The organism is Pseudomonas sp. KCJK9016 (assembly GCF_046231795.1).
In the GTDB taxonomy this organism is placed as follows: Bacteria; Pseudomonadota; Gammaproteobacteria; order Pseudomonadales; family Pseudomonadaceae; genus Aquipseudomonas; species Aquipseudomonas bananamidigenes.
The window spans coordinates 95247-114292 of record NZ_JBJJMM010000009.1; the positions used below are offsets into that span (position 1 = coordinate 95247).

General features: G+C 60.2%; 17 protein-coding genes. 7 read left to right on the forward strand and 10 right to left on the reverse strand.

Annotation, left to right across the window (positions count from 1 at the left end):
• Positions 1–111 precede the first annotated feature (111 nt).
• Positions 112–903 (forward strand): dienelactone hydrolase family protein, encoded by a 792-nt coding sequence (locus ACK6BI_RS11025; RefSeq protein WP_409317092.1) that lies wholly within the window; start codon positions 112–114, stop codon positions 901–903.
• 165 nt (positions 904–1068) lie between these two features.
• A complete protein-coding gene (locus ACK6BI_RS11030; RefSeq protein WP_409317093.1) occupies positions 1069–1794 on the forward strand; it encodes a 4'-phosphopantetheinyl transferase in 726 nt (241 codons plus the stop codon).
• A gap of 6 nt (positions 1795–1800) precedes the next feature.
• Here the strand turns inward: ACK6BI_RS11030 and ACK6BI_RS11035 are convergent, their stop codons facing one another.
• Positions 1801–3411, reverse strand: a complete 1611-nt coding sequence (locus ACK6BI_RS11035; protein ID WP_409317094.1) for an ATP-binding protein — start codon at positions 3409–3411, stop codon at positions 1801–1803.
• On the reverse strand, positions 3408–4130 hold the full coding sequence (locus ACK6BI_RS11040) for a response regulator (RefSeq protein WP_409317095.1): 723 nt from the start codon (positions 4128–4130) through the stop codon (positions 3408–3410). The genes ACK6BI_RS11035 and ACK6BI_RS11040 overlap by 4 nt, the downstream gene beginning before the upstream one ends.
• 770 nt (positions 4131–4900) lie before the next feature.
• Between ACK6BI_RS11040 and ACK6BI_RS11045 the strand changes: the two genes are divergently transcribed.
• A complete protein-coding gene (locus ACK6BI_RS11045) occupies positions 4901–7795 on the forward strand; it encodes a ribonucleoside-diphosphate reductase subunit alpha (protein WP_409317096.1) in 2895 nt (964 codons plus the stop codon).
• A gap of 638 nt (positions 7796–8433) precedes the next feature.
• Here the strand turns inward: ACK6BI_RS11045 and flgE are convergent.
• From flgE to ACK6BI_RS11075, 6 genes are all read right to left on the reverse strand, one after another.
• Positions 8434–9765: a flagellar hook protein FlgE gene (flgE, locus tag ACK6BI_RS11050; protein ID WP_409317097.1), complete on the reverse strand. Its 1332-nt coding sequence runs from the start codon at positions 9763–9765 to the stop codon at positions 8434–8436.
• A gap of 30 nt (positions 9766–9795) precedes the next feature.
• Positions 9796–10524, reverse strand: coding sequence for a flagellar hook assembly protein FlgD (gene flgD, locus ACK6BI_RS11055; RefSeq protein WP_409317098.1), 729 nt, complete (start codon positions 10522–10524; stop codon positions 9796–9798).
• Between the two features lie 15 nt (positions 10525–10539).
• Positions 10540–10983, reverse strand: a complete 444-nt coding sequence (gene flgC / locus ACK6BI_RS11060) for a flagellar basal body rod protein FlgC (protein WP_065258841.1) — start codon at positions 10981–10983, stop codon at positions 10540–10542.
• A 3-nt stretch (positions 10984–10986) separates the two neighbouring features.
• Positions 10987–11394 carry a flagellar basal body rod protein FlgB gene (gene flgB, locus ACK6BI_RS11065; RefSeq protein ID WP_065258842.1) on the reverse strand — a complete coding sequence of 136 codons (408 nt, stop codon included), beginning with the start codon at positions 11392–11394 and terminating at the stop codon, positions 10987–10989.
• 240 nt (positions 11395–11634) lie between these two features.
• A complete protein-coding gene (cheR, locus tag ACK6BI_RS11070; protein ID WP_065258843.1) occupies positions 11635–12462 on the reverse strand; it encodes a protein-glutamate O-methyltransferase CheR in 828 nt (275 codons plus the stop codon).
• 47 nt (positions 12463–12509) lie between these two features.
• Positions 12510–13442: a chemotaxis protein CheV gene (locus ACK6BI_RS11075; RefSeq protein ID WP_409317099.1), complete on the reverse strand. Its 933-nt coding sequence runs from the start codon at positions 13440–13442 to the stop codon at positions 12510–12512.
• A gap of 82 nt (positions 13443–13524) precedes the next feature.
• Between ACK6BI_RS11075 and flgA the strand changes: the two genes are divergently transcribed.
• The 4 genes from flgA to ACK6BI_RS11095 all read left to right on the forward strand — a co-directional run bounded on the left by flgA (position 13525) and on the right by ACK6BI_RS11095 (position 16131).
• Positions 13525–14286, forward strand: coding sequence for a flagellar basal body P-ring formation chaperone FlgA (flgA, locus tag ACK6BI_RS11080; protein WP_409317100.1), 762 nt, complete (start codon positions 13525–13527; stop codon positions 14284–14286).
• A 160-nt stretch (positions 14287–14446) separates the two neighbouring features.
• Positions 14447–14773 (forward strand): flagellar biosynthesis anti-sigma factor FlgM, encoded by a 327-nt coding sequence (gene flgM / locus ACK6BI_RS11085; protein ID WP_065258846.1) that lies wholly within the window; start codon positions 14447–14449, stop codon positions 14771–14773.
• A gap of 48 nt (positions 14774–14821) precedes the next feature.
• Positions 14822–15289, forward strand: a complete 468-nt coding sequence (locus tag ACK6BI_RS11090) for a flagella synthesis protein FlgN (RefSeq protein WP_409317101.1) — start codon at positions 14822–14824, stop codon at positions 15287–15289.
• Positions 15290–15384: 95 nt separating this feature from the next.
• Positions 15385–16131 carry a flagellar brake protein gene (locus tag ACK6BI_RS11095; protein ID WP_065258848.1) on the forward strand — a complete coding sequence of 249 codons (747 nt, stop codon included), beginning with the start codon at positions 15385–15387 and terminating at the stop codon, positions 16129–16131.
• Positions 16132–16206: 75 nt separating this feature from the next.
• Here ACK6BI_RS11095 and ACK6BI_RS11100 read toward each other — a convergent pair whose 3' ends face one another.
• A complete protein-coding gene (locus tag ACK6BI_RS11100; protein WP_409317102.1) occupies positions 16207–17571 on the reverse strand; it encodes an MFS transporter in 1365 nt (454 codons plus the stop codon).
• Between the two features lie 68 nt (positions 17572–17639).
• Positions 17640–18881 carry a glutamine synthetase family protein gene (locus tag ACK6BI_RS11105; RefSeq protein WP_409317176.1) on the reverse strand — a complete coding sequence of 414 codons (1242 nt, stop codon included), beginning with the start codon at positions 18879–18881 and terminating at the stop codon, positions 17640–17642.
• Positions 18882–19046: the final 165 nt, after the last annotated feature.

Below are 19046 nucleotides of genomic sequence, written 5' to 3' on the forward strand. Positions count from 1 at the left end.
CAGGGCTCCAGATTACTGAACCCGGCCTGTACCTGCCCTGAACGCACCCTGAACCCGGTGCAGGCAAATGAACTAGGCTGTCCTGACCTTTTATTGTCAGGAGACCCGATCATGCGTCTGTTCCTTGCCCTCACCCTGCTCGTCTTCAGCAGCCTTGGCGCGGCTGCAATCAAAACCGAGGAAATACCTTACCAGAGCGCCGACGGCACGAAACTGATCGGTTATTTCGCCTACGATGATGCGATCAAGGGACCTCGCCCCGGCGTGGTGGTGGTCCATGAGTGGTGGGGCCTGAACGACTACGCCAAGCGCCGCGCCAGGGATCTTGCCGGGCTCGGCTACAGCGCGCTGGCCATCGACATGTACGGCGACGGCAAACACACCGAGCACCCGAAAGATGCGATGGCGTTCATGCAGGCCGCCACACAGGATGCCGACGCCGCCAGCAAACGCTTCCAGGCCGGTCTCGACCTGCTGAAGAAACAACCGCAGACCGACACCGGCAAACTGGCGGCCATCGGTTACTGCTTCGGTGGTGGCGTGGTGCTCAATGCAGCTCGTCAGGGTGCACCACTGGCGGGCGTGGTGAGTTTCCACGGCGCGTTGGCCACCAAGACTCCGGCGACACCCGGCAGTGTCAAAGCCAAAATCCTCGTCGAACACGGTGCACTGGACAGCATGGTCACTGCCGACGACGTCACGGCTTTCAAATCGGAAATGGACAAGGCCGGCGCCGACTACAGGTTCGTCAGCCTTGACGGCGCCAAACACGGCTTCACCAACCCCGACGCAGACCGTCTGAGCCACGGCGAGCATGGTGGCCCGGATATCGGTTACAACAAGGCCGCGGATGAAAAATCCTGGGCGGACATGCAGGCCTTCTTCAAGAATATCTTGGGCTGACTGGATGCCGTGTGGCGGGGGCGCCTGCTCCCGCTCAGCGGTAACGCCGTCACAAACCCGATGCAGGTTCAGAGGCCTTCGCGCCCCGGCGGGAGCAAGCTCCCTCACCACAATGGCACTGATGCCTACTATCCAGCCCTGACGCTTATCGGCAAAATGCCCGCCATGAACTCCAGCCCTCTCCTCCCCGCCTGCTGCACCCCGCTCGATGCCCGCTGGCCATTGCCGACCGTGCTGCCGGATACCGTGCTGCTGAGCACCCACTTCGATCCGTCGCAATTGCTCGGCGATGACTTCCGCCGCAGCGCCATAGAGCCTCCACCGAGCATCCAGCGCTCGGTGGCCAAGCGTCAGGCGGAATATCTCGCCGGACGGATCTGCGCCCGGGCCGCGCTGCAGCACCTGGAAGGCTCAGGCAGCGTTCCGGCCATCGGCGAAGATCGTGCACCGGTCTGGCCTGCGCACATCTGCGGCTCGATCACCCACAGCACCGGCCGGGCGGCAGCGATTGTCGCCAACAAGCAACACTGGCGCGGGCTGGGCATGGATCTGGAAAACCTGCTCAACGCCGAGCGGGCCGAGCGGCTGGCCGGGGAAATCCTCACACCAGCAGAGATGCAGCGCCTGGCGGCCGGCGCCCGCGATCAACTGGCGTTGTGGGTGACGCTGACGTTTTCGGTGAAGGAAAGCCTGTTCAAGGCGTTGTACCCGATCGTCCAGAAGCGCTTCTATTTCGAGCACGCCGAAATGCTCGAGTGGACCGAACAGGGTCAGGTTCGGCTGCGACTGCTGACGGACCTGTCCAGCGAATGGCGCAACGGCACGGAACTGGATGCGCAGTTCAGTGTGCAGGACGGGCAGTTGCTGAGTCTGGTCAGCATTCGGGCTTGAGCGACTTCAGCGACGCTCCTGATTCCTCGGCCAGCTCAGGCTGAAACATGCCCCACCCAGACTCTTGCTCTTGCCGATCAGCGCCCGGCCGTCATGCCAGTGAATGATCCGCCGCACGATGGACAAGCCCAGGCCGTGGCCACCCGAGGCGCGGGTCCGGCTGTCGTCCAGCCGCAGGAACGGCGTGAAGATTTTCTCCCAGGCACTTTCAGGCACACCGGGACCATCGTCCTCGACGTCTACCCGACAGCGCATCTGACCGACCTGATAACTCACCGTAACCTTCGAGCGCGCATGGCGCATGGCGTTGCCCACCAGGTTCTGCAAGGCCCGATGCAGGTAACGCGGCTCGGCCTCGACCCAGGCATCGTCACAGTCAGCCGCCGACAAACACAAGCCACGCTGCACCGTGACGTCGGCGCGCAGCGGCGCCAGTTCTTCGATCACCTGACTGACCAGCGCATCAAGGTCAATGCGCTGGAACGTCAGGGCCGGCGAACCCTGCTCCAGCCGCGCATAAGTGAGCATCTCATCGACCAGCTTATCGAGGTCCTCGATGTCGTGATCCATGCCTTCGCGGTATTTCTCCAGAGCTTGCGGGGTGGTGGCCGAACCGATCATTTCCAGACCGAAACGCAGGCGCGCCACCGGTGTGCGCAACTCATGGGACACCGCGCGCACCAGCTCACGCTGGATCGCCAGCAACTGTTGCAGGTGCTCGGCCATGCCGTTGAACGCTGCCGCCAGTTTGCCCACCGAATCGGCGCCGCGAGCCGGCACACGGGTCTCCAGGCTGCCCTTGGCGATACGCGTGGCCGCTGCTTCAAGACCGCGCAAACGTCGTTCGAGCTGACGAACCAGCAAGTAGACAATGAGACCGATCAGGGTCAGCCCCAGCGCTGCAATCAACACCAGCCATTGCGGCGGGTACGGATTCATTTGATAGAGCGGACCGATTTCCAGTACCCACGGCGTGCCGACCATCCCGGCGAACACCCGGATCGAATCACCGCCCTTGCCCAGCGCCATCACCGTATCGCCTTCCGATACACGACGGCTCTGATCTTCGTCCATGTCGGCCTCGTTCACGGTGACCAGCCGCAGGTCGAAGCCGAAGCCCTTCTCTTCCTTTAATTGCGCCAGACGTCTGGGCTGCTCACCCACCGGCACCCGCACCAGCTCATCGGCCAGCAGATAGATGGTTGCCCGTGCCAGTTGCTCGCTGATCTGCTGCACCTCGCCCACCAGCACAAGCTGTTCCTTTTCGCTGACCATCCGATAGACCTTCGCCGCGTGCGGCCCGGTCTGCTCGACCAGGGCCTGCCCGCGCTGTACACGAGTGCGCTGGGTCAGATCGAGATCGGTCTGCTGGAAAATCTTCAGCGTCAGCGGAATCCCCAGCAGCCGCTCCCACACCAGCAACGCCCGATGTCGTTCGGTGTCGTTCATCGGTTGCAGGTTGTCGGCCATCAACGAAAACGTGCCATGGGCCAAACGCTCGCGGTATTGCTCGCTGCGCACCTGATTGAGCAGGTGCAACGCCAGTACCCCGAGCACCGCCACCAGAATCAGCGCCGCGCACATGCCGCCATAGATACGCAGGAAGATCGAATTCACAGCGGCAGTTCTGCGCAGGCTTCCGGCACGAAGAGATAGCCCTTGCTGCGCACGGTTTTGATCAGGCGCGGGTGATCGGGGTCGTCGCCGATCTTCGGGCGGATGCGCGAGATACGCACATCGATCGAGCGATCCTGTCCGTCGTAACCGATGCCGCGCAACGCAGTGAAGATTTCTTCCCGGGACAGGATGCGTCCGGCGTTGGACACCAGCAGCCACAGCAGATCGAATTCGGCGCTGGTCAACTCGATACCGCTGTCGCTCAGCCAGGCTTCGCGCAAGGCGTTGTCCACCACCAGCGGGCCGAATTGCAGACGACGAGGATTGCCCGATCCCTGTTCAGGTGTGTCACTGCGTCGCAACAACGCCTGGATGCGCGCCAGCAACAGACGCGGGCGCACCGGCTTGCACACGTAGTCATCAGCGCCGATGTCGAGGCCGAGAATCTGGTCGGCATCGTCGGTGCGCGCAGTCAGCATGAGGATCGGCCCGTCGTACCGGTCGCGCACCTTGCGGCAGATACTCAGGCCGTCTTCACCAGGGAGCATCAGGTCGAGAATCACCAGATCCGGCTGTTCCTTGATGATCCGCGCCGCCGCCAGCGCCCCGTTGCCTTCGATCTCCACATGCAATCCATTGGCTTGCAGGTATTCGCGGGTCAGTTCGGCCAGACGCTGGTCGTCCTCGACTATCAATACCTGCCAGGCTTCTTGCTCCACGGGTGACCTCTGCTTGCCATTGTTATTAGTAAAGGAAGGATCTTGTGGCGAGGGCGCTTGCTCCCGCTGACTGCATGGCAGTCCTTCATTTGTCATGTTTTTGGTGCATAAGAATGCAAGTGTTCGGGCCGATTGTATAAACGGCGTACAGCGAGAACACAAGTCGGCAAATGCGTTCGGACAAGGCCGTTTTTTGTGATAGGGTTCGCGCCCTTAAAAATCCGCTGAAGCGTTTTTCCCGAAGAAAAAACAGTGACAGACGGTCTAACTCAACGGGTCTGCGGCCTACATGCGAATTCGACATTTCGCACACAAATTACGCACAGGGTTATCCACAGGCTGTGCGTTGCAATCGCCCCCCAAAACGCATTATCTTGTAGCCCGCGCCTGAAAAACCCCTACATGTAGGGGTTGGCGCCAAAAACCAAACACAAACCGGGCAGTGAATTCAAGGCTTTTTATTGCCATTGTCGGGTTGAACCAAAGGTATTTTCAGAAGCCCAAACCGCGCCTGCGGATGGCTACCGTTTTTCAGCCGACCACGGCGTAAACGGTACGGGTGTTGCAGTGGCGAAACTGCTCCCCGAAAGGAATGCGGTTTCACGCGTATTGCGCGAACCGAAGACTTCGGCATGGAAGCGGCGCCCACAAGGCCCCTTCCTGATCTGTCCCGAAGTCGTTACCCGGCGCTGGCCGGTCGTAGTGCTTCAGGACGGAACGGTGGGCACCGTGATGGTGCCCAAACAAACATAGAGAACGTGGAGACACCCATGCAAACCGACACAACTCGCGAGAACCCGCAGGGCACCTTGCCGCAGGCCGCCGATTCGAATCCGGATCTGGCAGCCACCGCGCCTGGTCAACTGCGCGTGATCAAGCGTAATGGCACTGTCGTTCCTTACACCGATGACAAGATCACCGTCGCTATCACCAAAGCGTTTCTCGCAGTTGAGGGCGGCACCGCTGCCGCTTCGTCGCGAATCCATGACACCGTTGCCCGTCTGACCGAGCAGGTCACCGCGACCTTCAAGCGTCGCATGCCGTCGGGCGGCACCATCCACATCGAAGAAATCCAGGACCAGGTCGAACTGGCCCTGATGCGTGCCGGCGAGCAGAAAGTGGCTCGCGACTACGTGATCTACCGCGATGCCCGCTCCAAGGAGCGCGCCACCCGCACCACCGCCGAAGCACCGGTGCAAGCGCACCCGTCGATCCGCATCACCCGCGCCGACGGCAGCCTCGCGCCGCTGGACATGGGCCGTCTGAACACCATCGTCACCGAAGCCTGCGAAGGCCTGGCCGAGGTCGACGGCGACCTGATCCAGCGCGAAACCCTGAAGAACCTGTACGACGGCGTGGCCCTGAACGACGTCAACACCGCGCTGGTGATGACCGCCCGTACCCTGGTCGAGCGCGAGCCGAACTACTCGTTCGTGACCGCCCGCCTGCTGATGGACACCCTGCGTGCCGAAGGTCTGGGCTTCCTGGGTGTCGCCGAGAGCGCGACCCACCACGAGATGGCCGACCTGTACGCCAAGGCCCTGCCGGCCTACATTGCCAAAGGTATCGAGTTCGAACTGCTGAACCCCGTGCTGGCCGACTTCGACCTGGAGAAACTGGGCAAGGCGATCAACCACGAGCGCGACCAGCAATTCACCTACCTGGGCCTGCAGACCCTGTACGACCGTTACTTCATCCACAAGGATGGCGTGCGCTTCGAACTGCCGCAGATCTTCTTCATGCGCGTGGCCATGGGCCTGGCGATCGAAGAGAAGCAGAAAGAAGACCGTGCGATCGAGTTCTACAACCTGCTGTCCTCGTTCGACTACATGGCTTCGACCCCGACCCTGTTCAACGCCGGTACCCTGCGTCCACAACTGTCGAGCTGCTACCTGACCACCGTTCCGGATGACCTGTCGGGCATCTATCACGCGATCCACGACAACGCCATGCTGTCGAAATTCGCCGGTGGCCTGGGCAACGACTGGACGCCGGTTCGCGCACTGGGTTCGTACATCAAGGGCACCAACGGCAAGTCGCAAGGCGTGGTTCCGTTCCTGAAAGTGGTGAACGACACCGCCGTCGCCGTTAACCAGGGTGGCAAGCGCAAAGGCGCTGTGTGTGCCTACCTGGAAACCTGGCACATGGACATCGAAGAGTTCATCGAGCTGCGCAAGAACACCGGTGATGACCGTCGTCGTACCCACGACATGAACACCGCCAACTGGATCCCTGACCTGTTCATGAAGCGTGTCTTCGACGACGGCAAGTGGACCCTGTTCTCGCCATCCGAAGTACCGGATCTGCACGACCTGACCGGCAAGGCCTTCGAAGAGCGCTACGAGTACTACGAAGCCCTGACCGAATACCCGGGCAAGATCAAGCTGTTCAAGACCATCCAGGCCAAGGATCTGTGGCGCAAGATGCTCTCGATGCTGTTCGAAACCGGCCACCCTTGGCTGACCTTCAAGGACCCGTGCAACCTGCGCAGCCCGCAGCAGCACGTCGGTGTGGTCCACAGCTCGAACCTGTGCACCGAGATCACCCTGAACACCAACAAGGACGAGATCGCGGTCTGCAACCTGGGCTCGATCAACCTGCCGAACCACATCGTCGACGGCCAGCTGGACACCGCCAAGCTCAAGCGCACCATCGACGTGGCCGTGCGCATGCTCGACAACGTGATCGACATCAACTACTACTCGGTGCCGCAGGCGAAGAACTCCAACTTCCGTCACCGTCCGGTCGGCCTGGGCATCATGGGCTTCCAGGACGCGCTGTACCTGCAGCACATCCCTTACGGTTCCGACGCTGCCGTCGAGTTCGCCGACAAGTCGATGGAAGCGGTCAGCTACTACGCGATCCAGGCTTCCTGTGACCTGGCCGACGAGCGCGGCTCGTATGAGACGTTCCAGGGTTCGCTGTGGTCCAAGGGCGTACTGCCACTGGATTCGCAACAGATCCTGATCCAGGCTCGCGGCGAGAAGTACATCGACGTCGACCTGAAGGAAACCCTGGACTGGGCACCGGTTCGCGCCCGTGTGCAGAAAGGCATCCGCAACTCGAACATCATGGCCATCGCACCGACCGCGACCATCGCCAACATCACCGGCGTATCGCAGTCGATCGAACCGACCTACCAGAACCTGTACGTGAAATCGAACCTGTCGGGCGAATTCACCGTGATCAACCCGTACCTGGTTCGCGACCTGAAGTCTCGCGGCCTGTGGGACTCGGTCATGATCAACGACCTGAAGTACTACGACGGTTCGGTGCAGCAGATCGAGCGCATCCCGCAAGAGCTCAAGGCGCTCTACGCGACCGCTTTCGAAGTGGACACCAAGTGGATCGTTGACGCCGCCAGCCGTCGTCAGAAGTGGATCGACCAGGCCCAGTCGCTGAACCTGTACATCGCCGGCGCATCGGGCAAGAAACTCGACGTGACCTACCGCATGGCCTGGTACCGTGGTCTGAAAACCACCTACTACCTCCGTGCCCTGGCCGCGACCAGCACCGAGAAGTCGACCATCAACACCGGCAAGCTGAACGCGGTTTCCGCGGGCGGCAACCACGGTGACGATTCGGTCCTGGCAGCGCCTGCCGGCCCTGCTCCGGTACCGAAGGCCTGCGCCATCGACGAGCCGGATTGCGAAGCTTGCCAATAAGCTGAGCCGAATCAGGCGTTGCGAAACGCCTGATCGAGAAGCCCCCGACAGACTTCTGGTTTGTCGGGGGTTTTCTTTTGCCTGCGGGAAAAGCTAAAGCGCCCTCACCCTGGATGGGAGCAAGAACCGATCAAGTCGCCAGGAAGATGTATGCCGAAGTGAAATACCGAGATGAACTCGAGTTATAAAAAAGAATATCCCCAACCCAGCTTTGGCTTTGGCTTTGGCTTTCTACCACTCAACACAATGAGCGTTAGCTCGAGTACCGCTTTTGACGTGCCGGCCCCTTCGGCAGGCTGAGTGGAGGGTTTATCCGGGGGTGGGCGCGTAGCGCCGTTTGGCGAAGCCAAACACATCGAGAGGAGGTGCAGCGAAGCAAACCGGAGGCGATGCCCCCGGATGAATCCCGGAACGAAGGAACACCGAGCCTAGGCGAGGTGCCGAACGCAGGGGCCCAGACCTTTGGTTCCTTTGGGGCGTTTGCCAAAGGGACTCGCCGTAAGGGCGAAACCGCCAGCCGCCACACCCGAAGCAACGGATATACACCCAAACCCAAAACAGCATGGCCGTCTCCAAGAACGCCACGCCAAACAAAAAAAAAGCCCCTCAAAAAGAGGGGCTCCTTGAACAACCAAACATCAGGTCATCTGAATGATGGTCTGCATGATGGTGCTCTGGGTCGAGATGGTCTTGGCGTTCGCCTGATAGTTGCTCTGGCCCTTGATCAGGTCCACCAGCTCGTTGGTCAGGTTGACGTTCGATTCTTCCAGCGAGTTGGACACGACCGAACCCAAAGTACCGGTTTCCGGTGCGTCGTAGCCCGGGATACCCGAAGCGAAGGTTTCCTTCCAGGCAGTGCCGCCCACAGGCTGCAGGCCCTGTTCGTTGGTAAAGCTGGCCAGTGCAACCTGGCCGATGGCCTTGCTCTGGTTGTTGCTGAAGTTGGCGAACAGCGTACCGGTACCATCGATGGTCAGGTTGGTGATCTGGCCGGTGGCGTAACCGTCCTGAGTCGGGATGGAACGCGCGGTGTCGGCGTTGAACTGAGTGGTCTTGGCCATGGAGATGGTGATGCCGGCCGGGTTCGCTGAAGCGCCGTTGGCAGTCCATACACCATTGGTCACCGTACCCGGCACCCAGCCAGTGAGTTTCAGGTCGCTGCTGATGATCGGTGTACCAGGGTTCGCAGGATCCGGGGTGCTGACCTGGGTCAGTTTGCCGGTGCTGTCGAAGCTCATGGTCGAGGCCACCGGTGCAGTGGTTTTCGGATCGCTGCCGGTGGCATCCGGGTTACGACCGTCCACCAGGGTGTAGACCTTCCAGGTGTTGGCCCCGGTTTTCACCATGTACTGATCCATGACGTGGGAGTTGCCCTGGCTGTCATAGATCGGGGTGCTGAACGACTTGGTGTAGGTGGCAGTGTTGGTTGGATCGAATTTGCCTGCCGGTACAGTGTCGTCGATCACCGGAGCGGTCGAGTTCAGGTTGATGGTCGAAGTGACCAGCGAGGTGGACTTCGGCGCCAGGTTCGAGGTGTCGATCTTCAGGTCGGTCAACACGCCGTTGATGACTTTGCCGTTGGCGTCCACACCATAACCTTGCAGGCGCGAGGTGTAGTCGGTGTTGGTGATGAAGCCGTCCTTGTCGACCTTGAACGTACCGGCACGGGTGTAGGTGATCGAACCATTGTCGCTCAGGGTGAAGAAGCCCGAGCCGTTGATGCCCATGTCGAGCACGTTGCCGGTGTTGTTGATGTCGCCCTGGGTGAACTGCTGGGACACGTTGGCCAGGCGCACACCGTTACCGATGACCTTGCTGCCGCTGCCCAGACGAGTCGCCGAATAGACGTCCGCAAACTCGGCACGGGACGATTTGAAACCGGCGGTCGCGACGTTGGCGATGTTGTTGCCGGTCACGTCCAGTTGTTTGTTGGCTGCATAGAGACCGCTAAGGCCGATATTGAAAGACATATTCCACTCCTTTGTGCCGGTTAGTCGGCTCTATATACCAATGGTTTGTACTTTGGACAGGGCGACGGTGCCCTTGCCGGACAGGTTGAGCATCAGCTCGCCGCCGGTCTGGCTGATGGTCACGCTGGTGACGGTGGCCGGCAGGTAGGTCGCCATGTCCGTCGAGGTGCCATTGATCGAGGCGTTGGCCTTGACGGTATAAGTACCGGTCTTCACCAGGTTGCCGTCCTTGTCCTTGCCGTCCCAGGTGAAGCTCGCACTGCCCGCGGCGCGGCTGCCCAGATCGATGGTACGAACGACCGCGCCGCTGCTGTCGCTGATGGTGACGGTGCCGCCGGCAATCGACGATGGCACGGTGACCGAACCGGTCATGCCTTTGCTCGGATCGTCGAGCTGGACCGAGTTGGTCTGCACGATCACGTTACGGCCGACCAGCGACGAAGCCTGCAGGGCTTGCGACGAGTTGTAGTTGCCGGCCAGCGAGCTGACGGTGCTGTTGAGGGTGGTAATTCCCTCGAGGCTGCTGAACTGCGCCAACTGGGCAACGAATGCACTGTTGTCCTGCGGATCGAGCGGGTTCTGGTTTTTCAGCTGGGTGACCAGCAGTTGCAGGAACGCATCCTTGCCCAGGGTCTGGCCGCCGGTGGAGCTGTTGGTAGCCGAAGCGATGCCGTCACCGGTGGTCGAACTGGTCTTTTTCGACGAGTTCGCCAGGATGTCCTTCATCGTCAGGCTGCTGGTGGTATCGGTCACACTCATGGCAGTCGCCCCTTATCACTGACCGAGGGTCAATACCTTCTGCATCATGGTCTTGGCGGTGTTCATCATTTCGGCGTTGGTCTGGAAGGACCGGCTCGCGGAAATCATGTCAGCCATTTCTTCCACCACGTTGACGTTCGGGTAGTACACGTAGCCCTTGGCGTCGGCGGCCGGATGATTCGGCTCGTAGCGCGCCTCGAGGTTGCTCTGGTCTTCGACCACGCCGAGCACCTGTACGCCCTGACCTGCGGCATCCTGGTTCTGGAACAGCGAATCGCTGCCACCGCTCTGGCCGCCCTGGAACATGGTGGCGAACACCGGGTGACGGGCGCGATAGGTCTGGTCGATGCTCGACGAGACGGTTTCGGCGTTGGCGATGTTCGACGCCACGGTGTTGAGACGGGTGTTCTGTGCGCTCATGCCGCTGCCGGCAATGTTGAAAACGCTGGACAGGGACATGGATTATTCTCCGCGCAAGGCTGAAACCAGCCCTTTGAATTTACTGTTGAGCAGCGTGAAGCTGGCCTGGAAGCCGATGGCGTTTTGCGCGTAGTTCGACTGCTCAAGCTGGGCATCGACGGTGTTCTGGTCGATCGATGGCTGCATCGGTGTGCGATACATCAGCGACTCGTCGCCGTTGCCCAGGCCTTCAGCTTCGATGTGACGGCTGTTGGTCATGTTCAGGGCGATGGTGCCGTTGGCGTTCTTCTGGCTCTGTGCTTCGAGCACTTTGGAGAAGTCCAGATCCCGAGCCTTGTAGTTCGGGGTGTCGGCGTTGGCGATGTTGTTGGCCAGGACTTCAGCACGCTGGGCGCGGAAGCCCAAGGCTTGTTCGTGAATTCCGAGCGCTTTATCGAAGCTGATGCTCATGTCGGGAACCTTCAGGTGTCCGGTTTTTCGTAATCGGGTTATAGCAAGCCGCGTGCCAGTTTGAAAAAGCCCCGGTTTCCGGGGCTTTGAAGGGCCCCGGCAAGGCGGCGATGCCAGAAAAGCGGCAACGGGTTTCCGCCGGCTGCCGCTTTTCTGCCGCTTGCCCTCACCTTGAAAACGGTCAGGCATAAAAAAACGGGAGCCCAGAGGACTCCCGTTTTTTTGAATCGCCGCTGCCAGTCACTTCGCCTGGTAAATGATCCCCGGATTGCACTGGACCATCTGGTAATGATCCGGCAGACCGTTCAGCGCTTCCGAAGCGCCGAGGAACAGATAACCACCCGGTTTCAACGTGCTGTGAATACGCAACAGGATGTCCTTCTTCACCTCGGCGGAGAAGTAGATCAGCACGTTACGGCAGAACACGATGTCGAACTTGCCCAGGCTGGCGTAGCTGTCGAGCAGGTTGAACGAGCGGAATTCCACCCGGTTCTTGATTGGTGCCTTGACCACCCAGCGTCCCGGCCCTTTCGGATCGAAGTAGCGCTGCAGACGATCGGCAGACAGACCGCGACCGATCGCCAGACTGTCGTACTCGCCGGTCTTGCAGTTGGTCAGCATGCTGCCGGACAGATCGGTGGCGACGATCTGTACGCCCATCTTCAACTGACCGATATTGGTCCGCTCGAACTCGTCGATCGACATCGACAGCGAATAAGGCTCCTGACCCGACGAACAGGCCGCCGACCAGATCCGCAGACGCTGGTTGGGACTGGCCTTGATTGCCTCGGGCAGCACCTTGTTCTTCAAGACCTCAAACGGATAGGTATCGCGAAACCACAGGGTTTCGTTGGTCGTCATGGCATCGACCACCTGCTCGCGCAAACCGCTGCGCGGCTGGGTCTGGATGCGCTGTACCAGCTCACCCAGCGTCTTGATGCCCTGCTGCTCCATCAGTTTGTTGAGACGGCTCGACACCAGGTACTGCTTGTTTTCACCGAGCAAAATGCCACAGGCTTTTTCCAGGAAGACCCGGAACTGTTCGAAATCCAAATTACCCGTAGACAAATGATGCCGCCTCTTAAATCGTGTTGACCGCCAGGGGCAGAAGGCCCCTAGCTGATATCTGCTGCTTTGATCCGGTCGACTACCCGGGATGCCAGGTCGTCAGGACGGAATTTGGCCAGGAAGTCATCGGCGCCGACCTTCTTGACCATCGCCTGGTTGAACACACCCGACAACGAAGTATGCAGGATGATATGAAGCTTTTGCATGCGTGGATCGCTGCGGATTTCCGCCGTGAGGGTGTACCCGTCCATTTCCGGCATCTCGATGTCGGAAATCATCATCAGGAACTCTTCTTCCGGCTTCTTGCCCTCGTCGACCAGCTGGCGCAGGTAATCCAGCGCCTGCTTGCCGTCGTTCAGCGCCACCACTTCGACACCCACCGTCTGCAGGCAACGTGTCACCTGTTTGCGCGCCACCGACGAGTCATCGACCGTCAGCACCCGCAACGACAGCGCCTTGCTCTGGGTCTCGACATCCACCACGCCGACCGAAATCGCTTCCGGCGTCGGGGCCACTTCCGCCAGCACCTTCTCGACGTCGATGATTTCGACTAGCTGATTGTCCACCCGAGTCACAGCGGTCAGGTAGTGATCGCGACCGGTGCCCTTGGGTGGCGGATGGATCTCCTCCCAGTTCATGTTGACGATACGTTCCACCGAGTGCACCAGGAAACCCTGGGTCTTGGTGTTGTATTCCGTGATGATCACGAACGGACTGTTTTTGTCTTTCAACGCCCCGGAGCCGGTCGCCATTGCCAGATCGAGGATCGGAATGGTTGCCCCCCGGATATTCGCCACCCCGCACACGACAGGACTGGACTTGGGCATCAGCGTCAGTTGCGGGCATTGCAGCACTTCCCGAACCTTGAACACGTTGATCCCGTAGAGCTGCTGGCCGTCAAGACGGAACAACAACAGCTCCAGGCGATTCTGCCCTACCAGTTGCGTGCGCTGGTTCACCGAATCCATTACACCAGCCATGCCCAGACTCCTACACCAACGCCAAGTGTTGTTGCGACGCACATTCATTGCTAAACGGCACGGCGCTTGCTTTTTAACCCGTATGAACACTCAAACGACATTTTTCCGACGTCTGACATCCCCCCTCCGCAGAGGGCTTTGCGCGATGTCCGCCGTTTACCTGCTTTTTGCGGGCAGCCCTGCCAGTGCTGATGCGGTTACCTTGCCTGACATGCTTATCGGCGTCACTCAGGGCTTTCTTGAATTCACCGTAGAAGACTATTTGGCTACCAGTCAAACAGAAGGGCGTTATGAAATCGAGGTCAAGCAGCTCGATCCGCGCATGCGCATGCCTATGTGCGACAAGGAATTGACAGCGTCACTGGAGAGCCCGGGGCGCCCTTTGGGCCGCGTAACGGTCAAGGTCCGTTGTGAAGGCGCATCCCCCTGGACCGTGTTCGTGCCCGCTCAAGTCCGCCTGTTTCGCGAGGTCGTGACGACCACTCGCCCCCTCAAGCGCGCCGGTATCATCGAACCTCAGGATGTGACGTTGCGCGAGCATGATGTTAGCCAGATCAATCAGGGTTTCCTGACGTCGGTAGACGAAGCTGTCGGGCAAAAATTGACCCGACCAACGGTCGCCGACCAGGTGCTGACGCTGGTACACCTGGAACAGGCGGAAGTCGTTCGCAAGGGTGATCAGGTGGTGATTACCGCCCGCAGCGGCACACTCGCCGTGCGCATGCCAGGCGAAGCCCTGTCCAACGGCGGCCTGAAAGAACAGATTCGAGTGAAAAACCTCAACTCCCAACGGGTCATCAAGGCGCAGGTCATGGCGCCGGGCCAGGTGGAAGTGGCCATGTAAAACAGGCAAGGAGAAAACTGGCGCCGACCCCGGCTGTTCCCTAAACTGTGCCGCAGCAGGTTCTGTACGGCGCATGCAGGCTCATTGGTAAAAGAGCCTAAAGTTTTCCATGGGATGGCCGAGAACATGGCAAGCGTCCAAATTCCCAGAGGTTTTTAACATGGTCATCGATTTCAGCCGTTTGAACAGCTCCTCGTCACTTACGGGCAGTACACGTACCAGCGCGCCCAAGGAAACTGCCGAATCCGGCACTTCCGCGCCGCTGAATACCCCGGCCGAACAGGCCAGTACCGCAAAAAGCGGGGAATCGGTACACCTCAGCAATGAGGCTCAACAGTTGCAGAAGGTCACTGACAAGCTGCGCGATCAACCTGCTGTCGACAAAGCCCGCGTGGCCGAGCTGAAAGCAGCGATTGCCGATGGCAGCTATAAAGTCGACAGCAACCGTGTAGCCAGCAAACTGCTCAACTTCGAAGCCCAGCGCTAGGCCTTGGCCTGCGCCAGGCTTTTGGACGCTTAAAACCCAAGGCCAGCCATGCACGACACTACTTTATTGCAACTGATCACCGACGACTTTGCTCCAGCTCAACAACTGCTGGAGTTGCTGCATACCGAGTCCCTCGCCTTGCACGGTCGCGACATGCCCCTGCTGGAAGAAATTCTGGCGCGCAAACAGGCATTGATCATTTTGCTCGAGCAGCATGGCCGCAAACGCAGCGAAATCCTCGCCAGTCTCAATCTGTCGCTTGATCGTCAGGGCCTGGAGCAATTGGCCAGCCAGTCGAGCATCGGCGAACAACTGCTGAGCCAAAGCGATGTGCTGACCGATCTGATCGCCCAGTGCCAGGTCGCCAACGCGAAAAATGGTCAATCGATCGTGGTGCAACAGGCCGCCACGGCCAATCAGCTGAAAATCCTCACCGGTGGCGAGCCTCCAGCGCTCTATGATGCCAGCGGCACTTTCTCCAAACTGCAGAAACCGCGCGCGCTCAGCCAGGCGTGATGCTTTCTTCCATGCGTGCGCCCTATCAACGCGCGAAACATGCTGGCAAAATAATGGCCAGCCGTAGTCAAATTTTGTCTGGAGATTGATTCAACGTGTCCAACGTCCTCAGCGCGGATGATTCTCCGCAGCCACCAAAGGTGCTCACCACGCCTCTGGAAATCTCCAGCAACCTGCGCCAGCTGCAAGAGAGCCACGATCCGCTGATCATTACCTTTCACGAACGCAGCCAGCGCTTCCAGAGCTACCTGATCAAGGTCGACCGGGAAACCGCCACCATTGCCCTGGATGAAATGATTCCCCGTGACGGCGAGCGCTTCCTGCTGGCCGGCGAGCCGTTCAAGGTCGAGGGTTTTCATGACGGCGTGCGGATTGCCTGGGAATACAACGGCACACTGGATATCAAGGAGTCGGACGGCGACCGCTACTATATTGGCCAGATGCCCAGCGAAGTGGTCTATCACCAACGCCGCAACGCCTTCCGTGCCGCACTTAAGCTGACCGACCTGGTGAGCGTCGAACTGGGCGGCGAAAAACTCAAGTCGCCTCTCGGTGGCAAACTGCTGGACATCTCCGCCACCGGTTGCAAGCTGCGCTTCGAAGGCGACATCACCGAGCGCCTGCAACTGGGCCAGGTCTACGACCGCCTGATCGCCCCGCCACTGTTCGGCAACCAGCCGGCCGCCGTGGAGCTGCGCTACCTGCATTTCGAAGAAAAGCTCAACATCACCTTCGCCGGCCTGCGCTTTCATAACATCAGCGGCCCGGCCGCGCGCAACGTCGAGCGTTTCGTCTACCAGTTGCAACGCGAAGCGCGGCGTTTCGACAAAGACGATCTCTGATCCGTCCGCACCCTAAAAAAACGGGCAGCACCTTGTGGTGACTGCCCGTTTTTTATGCCTGATACCTTTCCGGGATCAAGGTTTGGCGCCACTGATGTCAGGCGCAGAATTGTCGTTGCCGGTATCAGTCTCTACCGCCGGTTCCGGCTCGGGATCAGGTACCGGCTCGGTAGCGACCGTCGCCTGCATCTGCTCCTGCACCACCTGTTCATCGACCCGCGGATCGAGCGCGGCTACCAAGGGTGAACTGGACATGCTGTCCGGCATCGCCACGTGATGCAGCGGCGCATCGTCGACCTGATGCAGATTGGTCACGGCCTTCGGCCGGATCCGCCAGACCAGCACCAGAGCGAAGAACGTAAAGAACGCATACAGGCTCTGACTGCCGAACAGCTTCATCAACACGCCGGCAAGCAACGGCCCGACACTGGCGCCGACCCCGTAAGTCACCAGCAACATCGCGGTCAGCGACACCCTCCGCTCACCTTCGACATGGTCGTTGGAAAACGCCACCGCCAGCGGATACAGACAGAACTGCACCAGAGAACACAGGAAGCCGACGACGAAAAGAATCTCCAGCGGCACCTGCGGAAGGATCGCCAACGGTAGCGCAGCCAGTGCCAGAAACCCGGCAAAACAGCGGATCAGCAGAGCCCGGTCATAACGATCGGACAACCAGCCCAGCGGCCACTGCACCAGCAACCCGGCAAAAATGCACGTACCCATGAACAGACCGACCTGTTCGGTCGTCAACCCCTGTTGTGACGCATAGAGCGGCGCCAGACCGTAGAACGAGCCGATGATCAACCCGGCCCCGAGCACTGTGCTCAGCGACTGAGGCACACGCTTGATGAAAAAGCGCGGCTCCATCGGCGCCGGATGCAGTGGCGCCGGGTGAATCCGCCGGGTCAGCGCCACCGGCACCAGACACAAGGCAAAACACAGGGCGACCAGCATCAGCAGTTCCAGGCCCAGCCCGGGGTGCATGACCAGAATCAACTGACCGAGCACCAGCCCCAGATACGAGGCAATCATGTAACCGCTGAATACCATGCCACGCTGGCTGGCGTCGGCTTGTTCGTTCAGCCAGCTCTCGATCACCATGTACTGGCACATCATGCCGAGGCCGACGACGGTCCGCAGCACCAGCCAGGCCGGCAGCCAGTCCACCAGACCGTGGCCCAGCACCGCCGCACCGACGATCCCGGCACAGGCCGAATAGGCGCGGATATGGCCGACCCGTGCGATCAGGCGGTGGCCGATCTTGCCGCCCAGCACCAGGCCAAAATAGTTGGCCGCCATCAAGGCACCGACCCACAGGCCGTCGACGTGATCGGCTGCCAGGCGCAACGCCAGATAAGTAGAAAGAAGGCCCGAGCCGATCAACATCATCAGCGAGGCGAAATACAGCGCTCGAAAGGATTTCCAGATTTGGCGCATCGGCGTTCCGAGCGGCTCCTTGCGGTAAGTGTCGGGCTATCGAACGATAGCCCGATGACGACATTTCGTCAGGCCTGGGCTGCCAGAACGCGCCGTTCCCAGGGAGTGATCTCATCAAAGAAACTGGTCAGTTCCATGGTCTTCGAAGCGACGTAGCCTTCGATGAACTCGTTGCCGAACAGTTCCCGGGCCAGCTGGCTGCGCTTGAGGCGATCGATCGCAGCGTGCAACGTACACGGCAGCGAAAGATTGTCCGGCACGTCGAACTCACCCTGGATCGGCGCACTCGGCTCCAGCTCATGCTCAATGCCATACAGGCCGGCCGCCAGGCTCGCAGCGATGGCCAGGTAAGGGTTGGCATCGGCGCCCGGCAAACGGTTTTCGACCCGACGTGCGACCGGAGAGCTGGCCGGAATTCGCAGACCCGCCGCACGGTTGTCGTGGGACCAGCAGGCATTGTTCGGCGATGCAAACGGGTGGCACAGGCGCTGGTAAGAGTTGACGTTCGGCGCAAACAGCGCCGTGAAATCAGCCATGCCAGCCTGTTGTCCGCCGATGAAGTGACGGAACATCGAGGTCGGCTGACCGTTCTCGTCGCTGAACACATTCTTGCCGCTGCCGGTCTCGACGATGCTCTGATGGATATGCATCGAGCTGCCCGGCGTGTGCGCCAGCGGCTTGGCCATGCAGACCACGGTCAGGCCATGCTTGAGCGCAACTTCCTTGAGCAGATGCTTGAACAGGAAAGTCTGGTCGGCCAGCAGCAGCGGATCGCCGTGCAGCAGGTTGATCTCGAACTGGCTGACGCCCATCTCGTGCATGAACGTATCGCGCGGCAAACCGAGCGCAGCCATGCATTTGTAGACTTCACTGAAGAACGGCCGCAGGCCATTGTTGGAACTGACGCTGAACGCCGAGTGACCATCCTCGCGCCGACCATCGAGGCCGACTGGCGGCTGGAATGGCTGGTTCGGATCGGTGTTCGGCGCAAACACAAAGAATTCAAGCTCGGTCGCCACCACCGGCGCCAGACCACGGGCCGCATAACGGGCGATGACTTTCTTGAGCTGGCCACGGGTCGACAGGTTGGAGCTTTCGCCGCTCAGCTCGTCGGCGTCACAGATGGCCAGGGCACGTGGCTCATCGCTCCACGGCAGCGGGTGGATCTGCGCAGGGTCGGCGACCAGCGCCAGGTCACCGTCATCGCTGCCGTAGAACCGTGCAGCGGGATAGCCTCCCATGATGCATTGCAGCAGCACCCCCCGGGCCATCTGCAAACGCCGCCCTTCGAGGAAACCCTCGGCGGTCATCACCTTGCCCCGTGGCACGCCGTTCAAATCCGGCGTGACACATTCAATCTCATCAATGCCCGTCAATCGCTGCGCGAGTGAACGCTGGCCATCGGTTGTCATGACGCAATCCTTGTTATTGTGCGAGCCGCGAACGGCGACCCGGACAACATAGGCCTCGCCTGT

What these genes read in the sequence shown, in the direction of transcription:
- ACK6BI_RS11025 (WP_409317092.1), top strand. Translation starts at nt 112, where the DNA reads ATGCGTCTGTTCCTTGCCCTCACCCTGCTCGTCTTCAGCAGCCTTGGC.
- ACK6BI_RS11030 (WP_409317093.1), top strand. Translation starts at nt 1,069, where the DNA reads ATGAACTCCAGCCCTCTCCTCCCCGCCTGCTGCACCCCGCTCGATGCC.
- ACK6BI_RS11045 (WP_409317096.1), top strand. Translation starts at nt 4,901, where the DNA reads ATGCAAACCGACACAACTCGCGAGAACCCGCAGGGCACCTTGCCGCAG.
- flgE (WP_409317097.1), bottom strand. Translation starts at nt 9,765, where the DNA reads ATGTCTTTCAATATCGGCCTTAGCGGTCTCTATGCAGCCAACAAACAA.
- flgD (WP_409317098.1), bottom strand. Translation starts at nt 10,524, where the DNA reads ATGAGTGTGACCGATACCACCAGCAGCCTGACGATGAAGGACATCCTG.
- flgC (WP_065258841.1), bottom strand. Translation starts at nt 10,983, where the DNA reads ATGTCCCTGTCCAGCGTTTTCAACATTGCCGGCAGCGGCATGAGCGCA.
- flgB (WP_065258842.1), bottom strand. Translation starts at nt 11,394, where the DNA reads ATGAGCATCAGCTTCGATAAAGCGCTCGGAATTCACGAACAAGCCTTG.
- ACK6BI_RS11075 (WP_409317099.1), bottom strand. Translation starts at nt 13,442, where the DNA reads ATGGCTGGTGTAATGGATTCGGTGAACCAGCGCACGCAACTGGTAGGG.
- flgA (WP_409317100.1), top strand. Translation starts at nt 13,525, where the DNA reads ATGAACACTCAAACGACATTTTTCCGACGTCTGACATCCCCCCTCCGC.
- flgM (WP_065258846.1), top strand. Translation starts at nt 14,447, where the DNA reads ATGGTCATCGATTTCAGCCGTTTGAACAGCTCCTCGTCACTTACGGGC.
- ACK6BI_RS11090 (WP_409317101.1), top strand. Translation starts at nt 14,822, where the DNA reads ATGCACGACACTACTTTATTGCAACTGATCACCGACGACTTTGCTCCA.
- ACK6BI_RS11100 (WP_409317102.1), bottom strand. Translation starts at nt 17,571, where the DNA reads ATGCGCCAAATCTGGAAATCCTTTCGAGCGCTGTATTTCGCCTCGCTG.
- ACK6BI_RS11105 (WP_409317176.1), bottom strand. Translation starts at nt 18,881, where the DNA reads ATGACCGCCGAGGGTTTCCTCGAAGGGCGGCGTTTGCAGATGGCCCGG.